This is a genomic window from Pedobacter sp. Bi27 (assembly GCF_918698255.1).
Taxonomy (GTDB): Bacteria; Bacteroidota; Bacteroidia; order Sphingobacteriales; family Sphingobacteriaceae; genus Pedobacter.
On sequence record NZ_CAKKMW010000004.1, the window covers coordinates 179,459 to 199,108 of the forward strand.

At 39.1% G+C, this 19,650-nt stretch carries 10 protein-coding genes; 9 read left to right on the plus strand and 1 reads right to left on the minus strand.

The annotated features are described in order from the left end of the window. The first annotated feature begins 1 nt into the window (after window position 1). From LQ227_RS14760 to LQ227_RS14775, 4 genes are all read left to right on the plus strand, one after another. On the plus strand, window positions 2–2,818 hold the full coding sequence (locus tag LQ227_RS14760; protein ID WP_230149800.1) for a glycoside hydrolase N-terminal domain-containing protein: 2,817 nt from the start codon (window positions 2–4) through the stop codon (window positions 2,816–2,818). A gap of 197 nt (window positions 2,819–3,015) precedes the next feature. Next, window positions 3,016–6,477, plus strand: coding sequence for a malectin domain-containing carbohydrate-binding protein (locus tag LQ227_RS14765; RefSeq protein ID WP_230149801.1), 3,462 nt, complete (start codon window positions 3,016–3,018; stop codon window positions 6,475–6,477). A gap of 98 nt (window positions 6,478–6,575) precedes the next feature. Then, on the plus strand, window positions 6,576–8,144 hold the full coding sequence (locus LQ227_RS14770) for a sodium:solute symporter (RefSeq protein ID WP_230140812.1): 1,569 nt from the start codon (window positions 6,576–6,578) through the stop codon (window positions 8,142–8,144). Window positions 8,145–8,201: 57 nt separating this feature from the next. Next, window positions 8,202–9,134 (plus strand): dihydrodipicolinate synthase family protein, encoded by a 933-nt coding sequence (locus LQ227_RS14775; RefSeq protein WP_230140815.1) that lies wholly within the window; start codon window positions 8,202–8,204, stop codon window positions 9,132–9,134. 274 nt (window positions 9,135–9,408) lie between these two features. Here LQ227_RS14775 and LQ227_RS14780 read toward each other — a convergent pair whose 3' ends face one another. Further along, window positions 9,409–10,278, minus strand: a complete 870-nt coding sequence (locus LQ227_RS14780; protein ID WP_230140817.1) for an AraC family transcriptional regulator — start codon at window positions 10,276–10,278, stop codon at window positions 9,409–9,411. Window positions 10,279–10,502: 224 nt separating this feature from the next. Here LQ227_RS14780 and LQ227_RS14785 point away from each other — a divergent pair, with 224 nt between their 5' ends. The 5 genes from LQ227_RS14785 to LQ227_RS14805 all read left to right on the plus strand — a co-directional run bounded on the left by LQ227_RS14785 (window position 10,503) and on the right by LQ227_RS14805 (window position 19,276). Then, window positions 10,503–12,137, plus strand: coding sequence for a fucose isomerase (locus LQ227_RS14785; RefSeq protein ID WP_230140819.1), 1,635 nt, complete (start codon window positions 10,503–10,505; stop codon window positions 12,135–12,137). Window positions 12,138–12,147: 10 nt separating this feature from the next. Next, on the plus strand, window positions 12,148–12,816 hold the full coding sequence (locus tag LQ227_RS14790; RefSeq protein ID WP_230140821.1) for a DUF3826 domain-containing protein: 669 nt from the start codon (window positions 12,148–12,150) through the stop codon (window positions 12,814–12,816). Between the two features lie 506 nt (window positions 12,817–13,322). Then, a complete protein-coding gene (locus LQ227_RS14795; protein ID WP_230140823.1) occupies window positions 13,323–16,460 on the plus strand; it encodes a TonB-dependent receptor in 3,138 nt (1,045 codons plus the stop codon). A gap of 24 nt (window positions 16,461–16,484) precedes the next feature. Next, window positions 16,485–18,323: a RagB/SusD family nutrient uptake outer membrane protein gene (locus tag LQ227_RS14800; protein WP_230149802.1), complete on the plus strand. Its 1,839-nt coding sequence runs from the start codon at window positions 16,485–16,487 to the stop codon at window positions 18,321–18,323. A 23-nt stretch (window positions 18,324–18,346) separates the two neighbouring features. Further along, window positions 18,347–19,276 carry a hypothetical protein gene (locus LQ227_RS14805; protein ID WP_230140834.1) on the plus strand — a complete coding sequence of 310 codons (930 nt, stop codon included), beginning with the start codon at window positions 18,347–18,349 and terminating at the stop codon, window positions 19,274–19,276. Window positions 19,277–19,650 lie beyond the last annotated feature (374 nt).

Sequence of the window (19,650 nt, forward strand, 5' to 3'; positions counted from 1 at the left end):
TATGAGGTTTAAACTTTTATTAAGTACATCATTTTTAATATTGGCGGCTCATTTTGGTAGCTTTGCACAAGAAAACAACCATACTTTATGGTACAATAAGGCGGCAGAAAAGTGGACGGATGCCTTGCCCATCGGAAACGGTAGATTGGGGGCCATGATTTTCGCCGGAGCGGCTGTAGATCATATCCAGTTCAATGAAGAAACCGTTTGGACAGGCAAACCAAGGGATTACAACCGAAAGGGAGCTTCCCAATACCTGCCTGAGATCAGGAAATTACTTTTTGAAGGAAAACAGGCAGCAGCAGAAGCTTTAGCCCAAGAACATTTTATGGGCTTGCAAAGTACATCGGGCGACAGAAAAACTTGGGTAAATGAAATGAAAGCTGGCAAGGGCATTCAGGGCAATCCTGCACTCGCAAATTTTGATGATCAGCTTTGGAAAACGATTAAAGTGCCTTCGTACGAAGGTTGGGAAACTGTAGGCTTAGCCAATTTAGACGGTGCCGTTTGGTTCAGAACCACTTTTGATGTGCCCGAAAACTGGGCTGGAAAAGATCTTGTACTCGATCTTAATCGCATCCGTGATCAGGATTTTACTTATATAAACGGTCAATTGGTTGGCAATACTGATAATACGGATCCAAGAAAATATACTATTCCTGCAAAACTGATTAAAAAGGGTAAAAATGTAATTGCAATTCAGGTACTCAACTACTTTGATAAAGGCGGACTGGCTGGCTATAAAGATACTTCAAAAAAAATTGGCATTTATCCGATTGGAAGCAGTGTAGAGCAGGGCATCTCATTAGTTAAAGCGTGGAAATATAAAATTCAGGATGAAGATCCACCGGCCGTTCCACAATACCAGGGCAGTTATCAGCCTTTTGGTGATTTGAATCTATATTTCAAACAGACCAAATCGATTGTATCTAATTACAAAAGATCCTTAGATATCAGCACAGCCGTTGCAAAAACAACTTATACTTTAAATGGTGTAAACTATGTTCGTGAATATTTTGCCAGCCAGCCGAATCAAGCTATTGTAATCCATTTAACTGCAAATAAAAAGGCATCTATCAGTTTCGATGCTCAACTTTCTAGCGCGCACCGAAAATCTTCCGTAAAAGCTTTAGGGAATAATGTGATTTCTTTATCTGTTCAGGTAAAAGATGGTGCGATTAAGGGGGAAAGCCGATTAACGGCTTTAATCAAAAACGGCTCTGTGAAGGCGATGAATGGCAAAATTAGTATCAATCAGGCAGATGAAGTAACACTTTATTTAACAGCTGGAACCAATTTTATCAATGCGCAGGATGTTTCTGGGAATCCGATAGCTGCTAACATTAAGGCAATCAATAGTTTAAAAGGTAAAACTTACGCCGAAATAAAACAGAAGCACATTAAAGAATATCAAAGCTATTACAACACTTTTAGTGTCGATTTTGGCCGATCGGCTAATGAAAACCTTCCCACAGACGAAAGACTAGCAAAATTTGCAACGGCTAACGATCCTGCTTTTGCTGCTTTATATATGCAGTATGGAAGATATTTGTTGATTTCCAGTTCTAGGCCGGGTACTCAGCCAGCCAACCTGCAAGGGATTTGGAACGATTTGCTTACTCCACCATGGGGAAGCAAGTACACCACCAATATTAACCTCGAAATGAACTACTGGCCAACTGAAATCCTTAATTTATCAGCCTTAAATGAGCCGCTTTTCAACAAAATCAAAGGACTGGCGAAAACCGGAGCTGAAACGGCAAAAGCATATTACAATGCCCGTGGTTGGGTTTTACACCACAATACCGATTTATGGAACGGTACAGCACCAATTAATGCCTCCAATCATGGTATTTGGGTGAGTGGGGGCGGTTGGTTAAGTGATCATTTATGGGCGCATTATCAATTTAGTAAAGACCGTAGGTTTCTGGAAAGTGAAGCCTATCCTTTAATGAAACAAGCTGCTTTATTTTATGAAGATTTTTTAGTGAAAGACCCAAAAACTGGCTGGCTAATTAGTACGCCATCCAACTCACCAGAAAATGGTGGTTTAGTGGCTGGTCCAACAATGGACCAACAGATTATCAGATCGCTTTTCAGAAATTGTATAACAGCAGCCGAAACGCTAAATGTAGATGCCGAATTTAGAAAATCGCTAGCTGAAAAAGTTAAACAGCTGGCACCAAATCAGATAGGCAAATACGGACAGTTGCAAGAATGGTTAACCGATGTAGATGATACCGCAAGTAAACATCGCCATGTTTCTCATTTGTGGGGTGTGTATCCAGGAAATGATATTACCTGGGATGGTAACGAGAAGATGATGCAGGCGGCAAAACAATCTTTGTTGTACCGCGGAGATGACGCTACAGGTTGGAGTTTGGCCTGGAAGATCAATTTCTGGGCGAGGTTTAAAGATGGCGATCATGCCATGAAACTGGTGAAAATGTTAATGAAACCAGCCAATAATGGCGCAGGTTCTTATGTGAATCTTTTTGATGCACATCCTCCTTTCCAGATAGATGGAAACTTTGGTGGTGCAGCCGGAATTGCCGAAATGATTGTGCAAAGTCACCAGGGTTATTTAGATGTTTTACCCGCATTGCCAACGGCAATTCCAAACGGAGAAATTAAAGGACTTCTGGCCCGAGGAGGTTTCGAACTGGATTTAATCTGGGATAAAGGTGCACTAACCTCCCTTACTGTAAAATCTAAAACAGGAGGGAACTGTAAAATCCGTTACAAAAACCATAACGCAACGTTCGAAACTAAAGCTGGTGAAAGCCATAAACTGAATGGAGATCTGAAAGCGCGATGAATCAACTTACAAAATCTAAAAGGACTGAGCGGGAGAAGATTTCGTCAGATTTAGGCTGGATTGACACCCGCCAGATTTACCTGTACACATCCCTGCGAAATTTTCCTAAGAGGTTCGTGTGGACACGTACCTTGGTTAGGTGCCTTGGTTCGTGTCCACACGAACCAAAAAGAATTCAATTTAAACAGTTGTGTTTATTGCTGTTATGCTTTATAAATTTTTATGGAGGGGGTTCACTTTATGCACAAAACCAAACCAGGAAAGATATATTATTAAATTCCAATTGGCTCAGCATTGCGGATGAAAAAAACAGCAATACTTTTGACGGTTTTCAGTTAACCAACTACAAAACCTTAAACTGGAAAAAAGTAAATGTTCCGCACAACTGGGATCAGTACGAAGGGTATCAACGTAAACTTCATGGCAATAAACATGGCTATGCCTGGTACCGTAGAACATTTAAAACCAACGAAAATAACGGAAAACGGTTTTTTCTATATTTCGAAGGCGTGGGTTCGTATGCAACAGTTTGGTTAAACGGTAAAAAAATGGGGTACCACGCTGGTGGGAGGACAACTTTCACTTTGGATGTTACTTCAGCCATCAAATTAAATAACCAGGAAAATGTGCTGGCGGTAAGAGCAGATCACCCTGCAAATATCCAGGATTTACCTTGGGTTGACGGCGGTTGTTCTACAGAACGCGGTTTTTCAGAAGGTTCGCAGCCGATGGGCATTTTCCGTCCGGTTCATTTGATTGTAACCAATGAAGTTCGGGTAGAACCTTTTGGTATCCACATCTGGAACGACAATAAAATCTCAGAAAAGGCGGCCATTCTGAATCTGAGTACTATAGTTAAAAATTATAGTTTAAAGCCTAAAAATATAAGCGTTGTAAACAGATTGCTGGATCGGAACGGAAAACAGATCAAAGAACTGAAAAAATCTGTTGTTGTTCCTGTCGGAAAAGAAATTCAGATCGATCAGCAGACCGACAAGATCATCAATCCAAAACTTTGGTCGTTGGAAAATCCATATCTCTATACTTTACAAACCACTATCATAGAAAATGGAAAGGTTGTAGATGAACTGAAAACGCCTTACGGAATCAGATGGATCAGCTGGCCCATTGGCGAACAAGTGAACCAGAAACAGTTTTTATTAAATGGAAAACCTGTTTTTATTAACGGGATTGCCGAATATGAACATTTAATCGGGCAGAGCCATGCTTTTAGCAACGAACAGATCAGTTCAAGAGTACGACAAATTAAAGCTGCAGGTTTTAATGCTTTCCGCGATGCACATCAACCACATAACTTATTGTATTCTGATTATTGGGATAAAGAAGGCATTTTATGCTGGACCCAAATGGCTGCTCATATCTGGTATGATACCCCTGAATTTCGGAAGAATTTTAAATCACTTTTAACAGACTGGGTAAAAGAGCGCAGAAACAGCCCGGCAGTTGTTTTATGGGGTTTGGAAAACGAGAGCACTTTGCCTGAAGATTTCGCAAAAGAATGTACAGAACTGATTAGAAAACTCGATCCGACAGCTTCATCACAAAGAAAAGTAACCACTTGTAACGGTGGAAAAGGAACGGATTGGGATGTTCCCCAAAACTGGACCGGTACCTATGGTGGTAATCCGTTAACTTATGGAGAAGATCTCCAGCGGCAGGTTTTGGTTGGCGAATATGGCGCCTGGAGAACAATTGATCTTCACACGCCTGATGCCAATGGAAAAGGTTACACCGAAAACAAAATGACCGATTTAATGGAAACCAAGGTGCGCTTGGCCGAATCGGTAAAAGATAAAACGGCTGGTCATTTTTTCTGGTTGTATAGCTCACATGATAATCCGGGCAGGGTGCAAGGGGGAGAAGGATTAAGAGATCTGGATCGGGTAGGCCCGGTAAATTACAAGGGCATGTTTACACCTTGGGAAGAACCTACTGATGTATTTTATATGTTCAGGGCAAATTATGCGCCAAAACAAACTGAACCTATGGTGTATATTGTTTCGCATACCTGGCCTAACCGCTGGAACAAACCGGGTATAAAAGACAGTATTGTGGTTTATTCCAACTGCGATGAAGTAGAGCTTTTTAATGATGTAAACGGCAAATCTTTAGGCAGAAGAAAACGCGGTACAATCGGCACACATTTCCAATGGAACAAGCCTGATATCCAGTATAATGTATTGTATGCCATGGGGTATGTAAATGGAAAAGCAGTCGCCAAAGATAAAATCGTGCTGCAGAATTTACCCCAAAGTCCAAATTTTAATGCTTTAATAAGTGATAAACAGTTAACCGTTCCGGCGCAGGGATATAACTATGTGTACCGCGTAAATTGTGGTGGTGGAGATTATATTGATACTAATGGCAATAAATGGTCTGCCGATCGAAATTTAAGTGCTCCTGATCACTTTGGCTCAACCTCATGGACCTCGGATTTTACCGGTGTTCCAACATTTTTTGCTAGTCAGCGCCGTACTTTTCAACCTATAGAGGGGACTAAAGATGGGAAGCTTTTTCAAACTTTTAGATATGGCAGAGATCGGTTGAAATATCATTTTCCGCTTCCGGACGGTGAATATCAGGTTGAACTTTATTTTATAGAACCTTGGCTGGGTATTGGCGGAGGTTTTGATGCCAAAGCCATGCGTTTATTTGATGTGGCATTTAATGGCCAAACTGTAATTAAAGATTTAGATATCTGGAATGAAGCAAGAAGTAATACTTTGCTAAAGAAAACGATTAAAACGACTGTTAAGGGTGGCTTTTTGGACATTAATTTCCCAGAAGTAAAAGTAGGTCAGGCCGTGATTTCGGCCATTGCCATTTCAGGTCTAAATCAAAACATCCAAGCTGCATCATCAAGTAAATCACTTTCGACCAAAATTAAAAATGCAGCACTGTGCGATTGGTTGGATATTGGAGAAGAACAGTTTAAAGGTGAAAATTCAACTTTTACTGATCTGCCATCGAATTTATACGGCGCCGAGTGGTTAAAAGCATCACGCGGGCAGGAAAGTATCGAATTTACCGCAACTGATACTGTAGATACGTTTGTGGCACTGAATATCAATAGTAGCGTGCCTCAGGGATTCGAAGGTACCAAAACTTCACTAACCAATAGTAAGGATGAGATATTTGGTCTTTATCGGAAAAGACTTATTCCGAATGAGCGCATAATTTTTGACAGTAGAACTGCAACCGTTTTTGTATTACCAGTTACCCATTTACAGCCCGCTTACGATTTAAAAACCACGACTACATATAAAGCTACTGATGGTGTTTTAGAAGGCAAGGAGGTTGTGAAAGCAATTTTAATGGATAAACAACGCGTAATTTTTAATGCAGCCAACCAAGGGAGTTTAACCTGGCAGTTATCAGTTGGCGTTGCCGATACCTATTCCTTAACTCTAAAATACCATAACCCCTCAGCGCAGCTTTTGAAAGGTAAACTCGAGTTTTTATCGGCAGATGGAACATTAATGAAAACAGAAATGGTTGAATTTGCACCAACTAAAACCGGAAAATGGAATTACCTCAGTACCAATACCGGGAGTATGATTAATGCTGGGACTTATAAACTCAAATTGATTGCTACAGAAGCTAAAGGACTAGCAGTTGATGCTTTAGATGTTCAATAAGATAAGATGGTACAATATGTGGCCAAAATCTTATATTAATACTGATATTTAGACATGCATATTTGTTTTAACCAAATTAATAAACGAGCCAACAAATAATGAAAGGACTTCCTGTAGTCGATCTTGCAATAATCTTCATTTATCTTGTTGGAATGATATTAGTTGGGGTTTATTTTTCGAGGAAAAATAAAAACTCCGAGCAATTTACAAAAGCTTCGGGCCTGATCCCCGGATGGGCGATAGGTTTATCAATTTATGCAACATTTTTAAGTAGCAATACCTTTTTAGGGGTGCCCGGAAAGGCCTTCGGAAGCAATTGGAATGCATTTGTATTTAGCATTTCGATGCCGTTGGCCGCTTGGATCGCTTCAAAATATTTTGTTCCTTTTTACCGGAGTACCGGAGAAATATCAGCCTATACCCATTTAGAAAAACGTTTTGGTGCATGGGCAAGGGTATATGCGGTGGTATGTTTCTTGTTAACGCAACTGGCCAGAATGGGATCGATATTTTTTGGGATTGCCTTAAGCTTGCAAGCATTAACTGGCTATTCCATGCAGATAATTATGATCGTAATGGGCATTTGTATCATTGTTTATACCGTTTTAGGAGGAATTGAAGCGGTAATATGGACAGAAGTGGTACAAGCGGTAGTGAAAACTTTTGGTGCCTTACTCATTCTGTATTTAATCATTTCGAATATGCCGGGAGGAGTTTCGAAGATTGTAGAGATCGGACAATCGGCCAATAAATTTAGTTTGGGTAGTTTTAAGCTAGATTTTGTAGGCTCATCGTTTTGGGTCGTTCTGCTTTATGGTTTTTTTATCAACCTGAATAACTTCGGAATGGACCAAAACTATATACAGCGTTACCATACGGCATCCTCTAGCAAAGCAGCTTCGAAATCGATCTGGCTGTGTGTTTGGTTGTATATTCCCGCATCACTGCTCTTTTTTATTATAGGATCTTGCTTGTATGCCTATTATGAAATCAATCCAGATCTGGTGCAGTCGATTAAACACCAGGTGGCTATAGAGCGTTTGCCTTTGCATGCTTCGGCAGCAGAGGTGTTGAAGGTACAAAACGCATTACAGCCATCAGATTATGGCGACAAAATTATGCCACATTTTATGGTGACTAAAATCCCCATCGGTTTGGTTGGCTTAATTGTTTCGGCCATCTTATCTGCGGCAATGAGTACCATAAGTTCTGGAATGAATGCTTCGGCAACCGTGTTTTCTGTAGATATTTACAAAAGGTATTTTAAGCCTGATGTAACCGAAAAGCAGAATTTATCACTGTTACACTTAGCCACTATTGGCTTTGGTTTATTGGGTATGATTGCTGGTATTGCCATGATTGGCGTAAAAAGTATTTTAGATGTTTGGTGGGAATTATCAGGAATTTTTGCGGCAGGAATGTTAGGGCTCTTCCTGTTGGGGATCATCAGTAGGCAAACTAAAAACCATGAAGCCATAACAGCAACAATAATCGGCATTGCCGTAATTATATGGATGACATTTTCTTCACTTCTTCCTCCAGAATATGAAGTTTTTAGAAATCCTTTGCATAAAAACATGATTATCGTAATCGGTACTTTAACCATTTTTTTAGCAGGACTTTTCCTGACAAAAATTAAAAATAGAAAAACTAAAACAGCCCATTAAAAACCATTCTGGTTTTATCAGGCAATTAAATAGAACAATTTACCATATCAGAATATAATGGAAAACTCACAAAAAGGGTTCATCCCGGTAATGCTCACGCCTTTTTTAAGCAATGGGAACATCGATTACCCAGCCCTTACGCAGCTCACTGAGATTTATTTACAGGCCGGATCATCAGGCTTATTTGCCAATTGTCTGTCGAGCGAAATGTTTGAATTGACTGGTAAAGAACGAATTCAGGCCATAAAACATGTGATTAAAGTTGTTAATGGCGCTGTGCCAGTGGTAGCCACCGGAACTTTTGGTGGCGCGATTTCAGAACAGGCCGATTTTGTAAAAGAAGTGAGCGATACAGGAGTAGAAGCGGTGATTGCGATTACCAGTTTACTTGCAGAAGAAAATGAAACTGATGAGGTTTTTAACGAAAGAGTATTCAATCTTTTAGAACAGACAGATAAAATTCCGTTGGGATTTTACGAATGCCCTGTGCCTTATAAAAGAGTATTGAAACCGCAACAATTGGCCGATTTTGTGTCAACAGGAAGAGTGATTTACCATAAAGATACCTGCCTGGATCTTGGTCAGATTAAAGAAAAACTAAAACTGACTGAAGGCAGGGCTTTTGGGTTGTATGATGCCTATATCGTGCATGCGGTAGAATCATTAAAAGCTGGAGCTTCGGGATTATCTTGTATTCAAGGTAATTATTTCCCTGAATTGATTGTTTGGCTTTGCGACCATTATAATGATGAAGCTTTTAAAGATGAAGTACAAGTGGTACAACAGTTTTTAATCGATAACATGGACGTAATGCATAATGTTTATCCGGTGGTATCCAAGTATTTCCTGCAAAAGCGAGGGCTTAATATCTCGACTTTTACCCGCAGAAATGTGGGCTCATTTACGCCAAGCGTAGTTAAAGAAGTAGAAACATTGTTTGATGATTACACTTTGCTTCGCAACAATTTAAATATAAAGGTTTTTATATAGTGGCGCAGTCGTCATCCTGATGGGCAATTTATTGAATAAAATCAATATAAATGACGCGATCTTAAGGATGAATAACTTCGATATATCGTCATTGCGAGAAGGCTTTTTCAGCCGACGAAGCAATCTTACAACGATCGCTATTAGCGTGTGCATTAAGATTGCTTCGTTCCTCGCAATGACGAATTTCTGTCTGAATCTATCATTGGTAACTTGTTTCAGGATCTATTTTGCTAGACCTTATAGGTTTTAAAAACCTATAAGGTCTGAATTATACTTAACTCAAATACTTCCTTTTATAGTCCAAAGGCGTCATCCCTGTAACCTTTTTAAAGTGCCTGTAGAAATTAGACACATTATTAAAACCGCAATCAAAACAGATCATCTCGGTAGGAAGCTTGTTTTCAATTAAAAAACGGCAGGCGTGACTCACCCTGATTTCAATCAGGAAATCATAAAAGGTCTTTTTCGTCATCAGTTTAAAATACCTGCAGAAAGAAGTTACGCTTAAATTACTTAATGAAGCCACTTCTTCCAATGTAATATCCTTTTTATAATTGCTCAGGGTATAATTACATATTTTATTGATCCGGAGCGTTTCAGACTCGTTGCTTTGATAAAATGTATTTTTGCTCGTTACAATTGTCGAAAATTCATCCGTCTCGGCCAATGTTTTTAAGATAGACAAGAGGATAATGATCCGATCCAAATTGGTTGCATCAACTGCAGCCCGCATTAAATCAACCAGTTTATCTTTAGCTTTCCCTTTAATTACCATTCCGCTTTTTGCTTTTTCGAATAATTTAGGGATCAGGTAAGCTTCAGGTAAAGTAAGCATGTATTTACCCAAACAATCGGGCAAGAAATGAATCACCATGGCTTCGGTTGTAAGATCGGGGTTATTCTGGAAGTATTCATCTTTACAGCGCCAGGTATGAGGCAGATTTTCGCCTAAAAGCACCATCTCATCTGGCACAAAATTACTGATGTTATCGCCAATAAAACGAACGCCTTCTCCTTTGATTACATAATGCAGTTCTAGCTCGGGATGATAATGCCAGATATTCCCAAAATCGGGTTTGATATCATGACGGATACTAAAGGAACTTTGTAAGGTAATTGGAACTTTATGAAAATGAGGTTTCATATAACTAATAAATATTTGGTTAGGGCTGTAATACAATATTCTACAAATTATACCACAGCGGTCTAAAGTTAACGAGTTTAATGATAACATCCTATATTAATTTGATAAAAACCATCAGAAAATAGTGTTTTTCATTGTTGAGTTTTGTATATAGCCGTAAAGGCATAATCCAAATATAAGCTGACAAATTGTTTTTATATAAATTATTTGTTCATTAATAAATTATGAGACAAAGTAAACAAGGAGAAATTCTACTGGTTTCAAGTGGCGATTTAAGGCTTTCAGCAAATCAAAATTGTTGGGCTGCTCAAGTCGAAATGGAGCGAAAATTAACTTTAGCCATCGAACAATTCGGCTGGAAAGTTAAACGTGCCCATTCATACAATTCAACAAAAAAACACGGCTTTATCGATTCACAAAGAATGGGTATGGATATCTTTAGAAATATTGATCCCAACCAACCTATAATTGTTGCAGAAAGTGTTTGGCAATACTCACATCATGTACTTGCAGGGCTTACCACACATCGTGGCCCGATACTAACCGTAGCCAACTGGAGCGGACAATGGCCTGGTTTGGTAGGCATGTTAAATCTGAACGGTTGCTTAACCAAAGCGGCAATTCCATATAGTACTCTATGGAGTGAAAATTTTACGGATGATTTTTTTACAGATGGCCTGCAAGAATGGCTCACAACCGGCAAGGTCAGTTACGATCAAAGTCATGTAAAAAGTTTTGCTTTAAGTAAGATCCCCTTAAGCGACGACAAGAAAGGAAGAACTTTTGCCAAAAGCTTAAAAGAGCGAAAAGTGATCATGGGTGTGTTTGACGAAGGCTGTATGGGTATGTACAATGCTATCATTCCCGACGAACTGCTGCACAAAACCGGTTTCTTTAAAGAGCGTCTAAGTCAATCGGCGCTATATGCAGGTATGCTGCAGGTTACCAATAGCGAAGCAGAGGCTGTTTTAGAATGGCTTTTGCAAAAAGGAATGACCTTTAACTGGGGAACTGAAGAGGAGACGCAATTAACTAAAAACCAAACCCTTGAGCAGTGCAAAATGTATATCTCCGCCCTGAGGATTGCTGATCATTTTAGCTGCGATACCATTGGAATCCAGTATCAGCAAGGATTGAAAGACTTAACTGTAGCCAGCGATTTAGTAGAGGGTTTATTAAATAACGAAGACCGTCCGCCGGCATTTTCTGTAGATGGTAAAGAACTTTACCCAAAACGTGCTTTACCACATTTTAACGAGGTAGACGAATGTGCTGGTTTAGATGCCCTGGTAACCTACAATCTTTGGAAAGAATTAGGAATGACTGGAGAAAACACGCTTCACGACATCCGTTGGGGCGAATATTACAAAAATGATGATGTAGACGGTTTTGTTTGGCTGTTTTTAATCTCTGGAGCAGCACCACCTGCACATTTTATTGGTGGTTATGCCGGAGCAAGCAGCGATAGGCAGCCAGCTATGTATTTCCGTTTAGGTGGTGGATCGTTAAAAGGCATCAGTAAACCGGGTTTCATTGTTTGGAGCCGGGTTTATGTAATGGATAACGAATTACATTGCGATTTGGGGGTTGGAGAAGTAGTAGCTTTGCCTGAGGCTGAAACCAAAAGACGTTGGGACGGAACAACACCCGAATGGCCAATTATGCATGCCATTTTAAAAGGCGTGAGCCGCGATCAGTTAATGGCCAGACATAAAGCCAACCACATTCAGGTAGTTTATACCAATTATGAAGCCGGTGCACACGAAGCTTGCCGCATTAAAGCAGCTGCAATGGATGAACTTGGCTTAAAAGTGCATTTTTGCGGAGATGTGAACCTAAAAAAAATAAATACAATTTAAATATAAAGACATGAAATCATCAATTTTAGCCTTATTGTTAACCCTCTCGAGCATTACAGCAATTTTTGCTCAGAACAATCCTGTGAACGATAAAGAAGCCTATGTGAAAATGATTACCGAGCGTTCGGCTAAAATTGTTACCAATCTTGGAATTACAGATGCGAAGAAAACGGAAAAAGTGATGGTAATCATCAGAGATCAATATAGCAATTTAAACGACATCTATGCCGCACGCGACATTCGTGTTAAAGCAATTAAAGAAAAAAACAAAGACAATAAAGTAGAACGCGATTCGGCCCTCGCTAAAGATAGCCGTGTGGTTGAAGCTTCATTAGCTAAACTGCATAAAAAATACATCAGCAAACTTTCTGCGCAATTAACCAATGAACAGGTTGACCTGGTTAAAAACGGCATGACCTATAATGTATTGCCAATTACCTATAAAGCCTACCAGGAAGAGATTTTAACATTGACGGATGAGCAGAAAAAACAAATTTTAGTTTGGCTTACCGAAGCACGTGAACATGCGATGGATGCAGAATCGTCAGATAAAAAACATGCATGGTTTGGTAAATATAAAGGCAGAATAAATAATTACTTATCAGCTGCCGGATACGATTTAAAGAAAGAGGGAATAGAGTGGGAGAAGCGCAGAAAAGCAAAAGCGCAAACAAACTAGCATGGCTTATGGAGCGTATTTAAACGCTTCATTATTTTTTATTTAAGAATATTTCATTTATATATGAATTTATACTTATATTGTATTGTGGATAAAATCACTAAATAGCTTATAGCGAGAAGGTTATTTTGTACTGATAAAATTGTATAATAACCGACGCTATTTAGCTAAAAAAATGGGTTTTACTTCATTAATTTAAAGGTATAATATACTTTCTAACCAATAATTATTTAATCCAAAAACAGAAATATGAGCCATCACAAAGACAATTAGTGTTAGACAGATAATTTAAAATAACGCGATCTAATTCTTTTGCCTAACTAGCAAGCTGTAAAAAGCAAAACAAACAAACAAACAACAAACACATCCTTAACCGGAAACACTAATATAAACTGTATAAGGCAATTGCCATTACAGCTTATGTATGCTAAATGAAATTGATCAAGCGCAAGGCCTGATTGATGTCGTATTAGCTGTATTAGTAAAAAACTAACCAAATAACAAATATGAACTCAAAACTTTTACGAAAAACCTCATGGGTTTTAGTGCTCATGCTATTTGCATTTACCACTGTTTTTGCGCAACAAAAGCAGATCACTGGTAAAGTGGTAGATAAAAAAGACGGGCAACCCATTCCCGGTGTTACTGTCGGGATACGCGGCAAAACCAATAATGTAAGTACCAATGATAAAGGAGAATTTGCACTGATTGCTGATCCGGCAACAGATGCATTGGTTTTTTCTTATGTTGGCTTTATCAGGCAAACTATTCCTTTGGCTGGAAAAACCAGTTTAACGGTAAATTTTGTAGAAGATAGTCAGAGTTTAGATCAGGATGCTGTTGTGGTTATCGGTTACGGAACAAAGAAACGCAGTGAGATTTTAGGTTCGGTAGCCAATATCAGGGCTGAAGAAATTCAGGACTTACCAGTCCCAAATATTGCCGCCGCACTTCGGAACAAAATTGCAGGTGTAGGCGTTAATTCTGTTTCAGGCAAACCAGGCTCCTCGGTTACCATTAATATCAGAGGAGTAACAAGATCGGAGTCATCTGCTTCACTTGGAGCCACAACAGAACCATTATACGTAATTGACGGGATTACGGTTACGCGTGACGATTTTGATAATTTAGATTTAACTATGGTTGAAGACATCTCTTTCCTCAAAGACGCTTCAGCCGCTATTTATGGCGCATCAGGCGCAAAGGGAGTAGTTTTAATTACCACTAAAAAAGGAAAAAGAGGAAAACCGCAAATCAGCTATACTGGTTTTTTAGGATTTTCAGACAATGCAGCAAATGTAGATATGCTCTCTGCATACGAGCATGCGCAACTGTTAAATGATGGTTACCGTATTGCAAATTCGCCGACTTCGTCTATGTTTTCCGCCGCAGATTTAGAACAGCTAAAAAATAGCAATATTAAAGGTTGGTTTGACGAGTTATGGAAGGTTTCGAAGGTAAACAGGCATAACATGAATGTTTCTGGCGGTTCTGAAGCGATCACCTTTTTCGCCGGTGGAAATTATTATGATGAATCAGGCAACTATGGTGGTATCAACTACAGTAAGTATGCTTTCAGATCGGGCATGAATGCTAAAATTATGGATGGCTTAACAGCCACCGTTACCTTAAGCGCAGATTTTTCGAAAAAGACTAGTGATACCTATAAAAATGGAGGAGAAAACGATCAGGCATTTTTCCAACAGCTGATTACAACGCCTAAATGGGTGCCGATTCAGATCGATGGCAAACCAATTAATTACAATAGCAATACGAATCCGCTTGCTGTTGTAAATTCAGGAAATAATATCTTTGATAAATCTCAAGGACTGGCGCTAAATGCTTCTGTTGATTATAAACCAAAATTTATACCTGGTTTAACTGGGCGTGTTCAATTTGGTAAAAATAACCGAAGCGGCACAAGTGGCCAATACGTGCCACCATACACCGTTTATAATTTCAAAACAACCGGGCAAAACAATTTACTTTACACCAACGAGGTTGTAAGTACAATTACAGCAGTAGGTGCTGCAAATACGCAGCTCTCTTCAGGCACGAACTCATCTTCAAGCTATCAGGCTATTGCATCACTCAGTTACGACAGGACATTTGGAAAACATAGCCTGAATGTGTTAGCTGCTTTCGATCAGTCAGAAGGCGTAAATGAGCAATTGAACGTATACTGGCGAAACCAGGTGTTACCAGGTATTGACGAGTATTGGGGTTTCGATCGCTCAACTTTCACATTACAAAACAAAAGCATTTTCGAATCGGTTCAGCGTTCTTACATCGGCAGGTTAAATTACGATTATGGCAAAAAATATTTTATTGAGGCGATTGCCCGTATGGATGCATCTTCAAATTTTGCGCCAGGCAACCGATGGGGTTTATTTCCAAGTGTGGGTTTAGGATGGGCGATAAGTGAAGAAGATTTCTTTAAAGACAACATCAAATTTGTAGATCGCTTAAAAGTGAGAGCCAATTATGGTTTGGTGGGGGAAAGCAGGATTAATGCGCGGTTGTGGCAATCGAGGTATACCGTTGATCCGGCAGGATACCTGTATAATGAAACATTAACTGGTGGACTTAATCCAGAGATCATGCCCAATCCTGACATTTCATGGGAAAAAGCCCGTACTTTCAACTTAGGTTTAGACGCCTCTTTCTTGAAAAACAAAATCAATTTTACCTACGAATTTTACCATAGGTATTCTTACGATATCTTTGATAAAGGGAACAATGAAAATTTCCCAATGTACGCCGGCTTTGAGGCACCACTGCTAAATTACCAGCAACGTACTAACTGGGGGCATGAATTTTCGATTGGTTACAAAGCAAAAATTGATAAAAACTGGGGTGTAAATACCGATATTTTGTTTGGTTTTGCCAATAGCCGGATAGATCAGATGTTTTATAATGAATTTCAGTTGTGGGACATCACCTATCCTGATTTAAAATACCAGTTCGGAACGGACCCCAATAAATATAACAGCGGCAACTATGGTTTGATTTCCAAAGGAATGCTGAGAACGCAAGCGGATGTAGATGCACTTCTCAATCAATACCCAACATATACCATTAATAACAGGGTGCCACAAGTTGGCTGGCTGTATTATGAAGATACTAATGGCGACGGAAAAATTACCGAAAAAGACCAGGTTCCGATGTTCGAGTCTACCAATTCTTTTGGTATTGGCTTTAATGTGGCTATTTCTTACAAAACGTTAAGCTTAAGTACAAACTTCGTAACCAGGTTCGGCGGAAAAGTATTTTTCGATAGCAAGTCTAAAGCACCTGCAAGTGCAACGGTTAATGTTCCGGCATATTGGCGCGATCACTGGACACCAGAAACCCCAAATGCAGCGTTCCCAAGGTTTGATGATGCAGGTATAGCAGCCGGTTGGAATTCGACTTTTTGGGCCAGAAGCGGCACAATGATCAGGATAAATAACATGACCTTAACCTATAAAATGCCAAAGAGCTTGCTTAGCAGAATCGGTATAGCTGATTCACGATTAGTTTTAACAGGAAACAACCTATGGACTATCGTAAATCCGCTTAAATACAAAGATCCTTACTCTTCTACAATTTATGACTACCCAACTTTGAGGACAATTTCCTTAGGCTTGAATGTAAGTTTATAATGGTTATTACTTAAAATCTGAACAATGAAATTTAAATATAAAAACACTTTAGCAATAGGTATTTTAGCCGTGCTAATGGCATCTTTTTCGGGATGTAAGAAAGATTTCTTCGATGTAAAAGACAGGAATGGGATCGACTCGAGGATATGGGACAATGAGGGAGCCATACAGTTTCTTTTAAATGACACCTATGATGTTGTTATGCCGGATTTCCCTTACGAATTTGCCGCAAACAATGTAATATATGCAAGTGATGAAGACCGTTTTTCTTCATCAGAGAGCATTATGCGCAAAGCAATTGGCGTAAATGGTACACTAACATCTAATGATGTGAAATTTATTGCTACGAAATACCAGGGCACTAAAGGCGATAACAGGTATTTCGACATTGCACGCTGTAATGTTGCCATAAAGGAGATTCCGGGAGGCAACCTGGCACAAGATTCGAAAAATAAACTGCGTGGACAATTTTTTGCATTGAGGGCTTTATCATACTTTGAATTAACACGTTTATATGGTGGTGTTCCATTGGTACTTACTCCACAAAACCCTGATAATGTAGAGTTGAGTGGAAGAGCGAGCGCAGCAGCATGTTTTAAATCTATTGTGAGCGATTTGGATTCTGCAATGATTCTATTGAACAATGTAACCTGGAATGATGGAAATGAGCGTGGTAAATTTACCCGGAAAGCAGCGGCCGCACTAAAAGGACGGGTATTGTTATACTGGGCAAGTCCACAGTTTAATCCTTTAAATGACCCAGCACACCCCTTCGATCAAAGCAGGTGGACTACTGCATATCAAGCCTGTAAAGAAGCTTATGATATATGCAAAGCTTCAGGTAACAGTTTATTACCGAACTATGGAGATATTTTTTTAAAGGAAGGAACCAGTAACACAGAGGCTATAATTGTGCGTTCTTATTCTAATAAAGTCGAAAAAAGAGGTCAGAATATAGAAGCCAAAGCAAGGCCCACAGAAGAGGGTGGTGGTGCATCGGCATTTATTCCGACCCTAAATCTTGTTAATACCTACACCATGAAGGATGGTGTTCCCGTTGGGCAGGCCAGCTCGTTCACTTACGATCCGGTTCTGTTTTGGGTAAACCGCGATCCAAGGTTGGATGCAACGATAGCCTACAATGGAAGCAGCTGGAAATTAAGCGGTGCAAGCAGCAGGAGACAATGGAATTATGTTTCGAACATTACTGAACCATCGCCACAGGGCTTTTATATGAAACGATTTTGCGACCCCGAACTCGCAAAAGGCGCCGTGGCTTATGCCAACGATTTTGGAGGAAATGGTTTAGACTGGATAGAGCTACGTTATGCTGAAGTAATTATGAACCTGGCAGAATGTGCCAATGAAATCGGTAACCTTACAGAAGCACAAAATTTAGTAAAAGAAATTCGGATCCGCGCTGGAATTCAGGCCGGAACTAAAAATTATGGACTGGATCTGGCTTCATCTAAATTGCTAATGCGCGATTTAATATTGAAAGAGAGAATGGTAGAATTTGCCTTTGAAGGAAAACGTGCCTTCGATTTAAGGCGTACCAGGAATTACCATCTTTTACAAGGCTCAATGCAAACCATACAGTGGGAAACAAAATCTACGGCACTAAAGACTGAACTTGAAGTAGTTACAGCGAATGGAACAAGGTTTAGAGAAGGCGTTAATATCAATGATAAAACATCATTTGAAAAATATTTTAAAACATCCATAATAAATCAGGGTGTTACCGGCTTCAGTATACCAGACACCTATTATTTCTATGCATTGCCATCAACATTTATGAACTCCAGCCCATTATTAGAACAAACAATTGGCTGGGATGGCGGCACTTTTGATCCTTTGAAATAATTCTTAATTAAACAGATAAAATCATGAAAAGAATTTTAAAATATTTAGGCGTTATAGCTATGGGAGCAGTGGTGTTTTCTTCATGTAAAAAGGAAGGAGAAAATATATTCAATATGTTTGATGATGTAACTGTAACCTATCATTCAACAAGCCCGTATGCGGTAACCGATTATAAAGAAGTAAATGCAGGTGATAGCGTGTATCTGGATTACACTATAAGTTCTGCAAAGGAAGATATGTATGCTGTCTGTATTTTCGAAACATCAGCGGCGATACCTTCTAAAATAATACTTAACGATAATCAAAGAAGAAATTATTCGGGAGTTGTAAAACTGAAAATGAATACACGCGTTGGCAAAACATCCTATCGCATTTGGGCTTTAGATAAAGCAGGTGTCTATTTGGGAGATGGTTATAAAACGGTTACAATAGAAGTAAGGTCAGATTATAAGTACTGGTCTTCAAGAGAATTGTATATTCCTGATACATTAGGAAAAGTGAAGAACTGTTATATGTCACTTTCAACCGGAGAGCTATTCAATTACAGTAACGGTGCGGCCAGTTCAGATAAAATAGATCTGGGATTGTATAGGTCGCCGGTAACCGGAACACCAAATTCATATTTTTACAATGTTTATGCTTTAAATTCGAGCCCGATTCCTTTTACTCCATACGACATTAGTACGTGGACCAAGAAGGCAACGTTGTTTGCCGCACCAAAAACCGCACAGTCTGCAGCCTTTTTAAATCTTCGCACAGGCGATCAGATTATTACGGCAGGTAAAAGTGCAAAGCCCACACTTAAAGGTATATCTACCGGGCTAATTGCAGGAAGTTTGTTTTATTTTTTAACTGCTGAAGGAAAATATGGCGCTTTTTATGTGAACTCTGTTTCGAGTAACAACGCTTCGGGGGGGGTATTCTTAAATGTTGATGTAAAAATTCAGAATTAATATTATCATTTGTGGGAGCTCAATAATATGAGCCTTAATTTATCCAAAACGAGGCAAAATTTTGTCTCGTTTTTTTTTGTTTATTTTTATTTAAGAATGTTACATTTATATATGAATATATTTCTATATCTTAGATCATCAAATTCAAATCAAGAGAAGAACGATATAGATTTGATTTAGTTACGTTAATATCCTATAGTATGTAGCCAAAATCATATAGTAAATAGCCAATTATTGATTGCAATTTTGAAATATAATATACTTTCTAACCAGAATAAATATCAAGATCAAAGTAAAAAATGAGCCAATACACCCCATATTATCATCGATTTTTTTTATTAGGAACCTTGGTTGATTCTTTTATTATAAAATAA

Bases quoted from the DNA above. Each gene is read 5' to 3' on its own strand.
- LQ227_RS14760 (WP_230149800.1), top strand. From the start codon at position 2: ATGAGGTTTAAACTTTTATTAAGTACATCATTTTTAATATTGGCGGCT.
- LQ227_RS14770 (WP_230140812.1), top strand. From the start codon at position 6,576: ATGAAAGGACTTCCTGTAGTCGATCTTGCAATAATCTTCATTTATCTT.
- LQ227_RS14775 (WP_230140815.1), top strand. From the start codon at position 8,202: ATGGAAAACTCACAAAAAGGGTTCATCCCGGTAATGCTCACGCCTTTT.
- LQ227_RS14780 (WP_230140817.1), bottom strand. From the start codon at position 10,278: ATGAAACCTCATTTTCATAAAGTTCCAATTACCTTACAAAGTTCCTTT.
- LQ227_RS14785 (WP_230140819.1), top strand. From the start codon at position 10,503: ATGAGACAAAGTAAACAAGGAGAAATTCTACTGGTTTCAAGTGGCGAT.
- LQ227_RS14790 (WP_230140821.1), top strand. From the start codon at position 12,148: ATGAAATCATCAATTTTAGCCTTATTGTTAACCCTCTCGAGCATTACA.
- LQ227_RS14795 (WP_230140823.1), top strand. From the start codon at position 13,323: ATGAACTCAAAACTTTTACGAAAAACCTCATGGGTTTTAGTGCTCATG.
- LQ227_RS14800 (WP_230149802.1), top strand. From the start codon at position 16,485: ATGAAATTTAAATATAAAAACACTTTAGCAATAGGTATTTTAGCCGTG.
- LQ227_RS14805 (WP_230140834.1), top strand. From the start codon at position 18,347: ATGAAAAGAATTTTAAAATATTTAGGCGTTATAGCTATGGGAGCAGTG.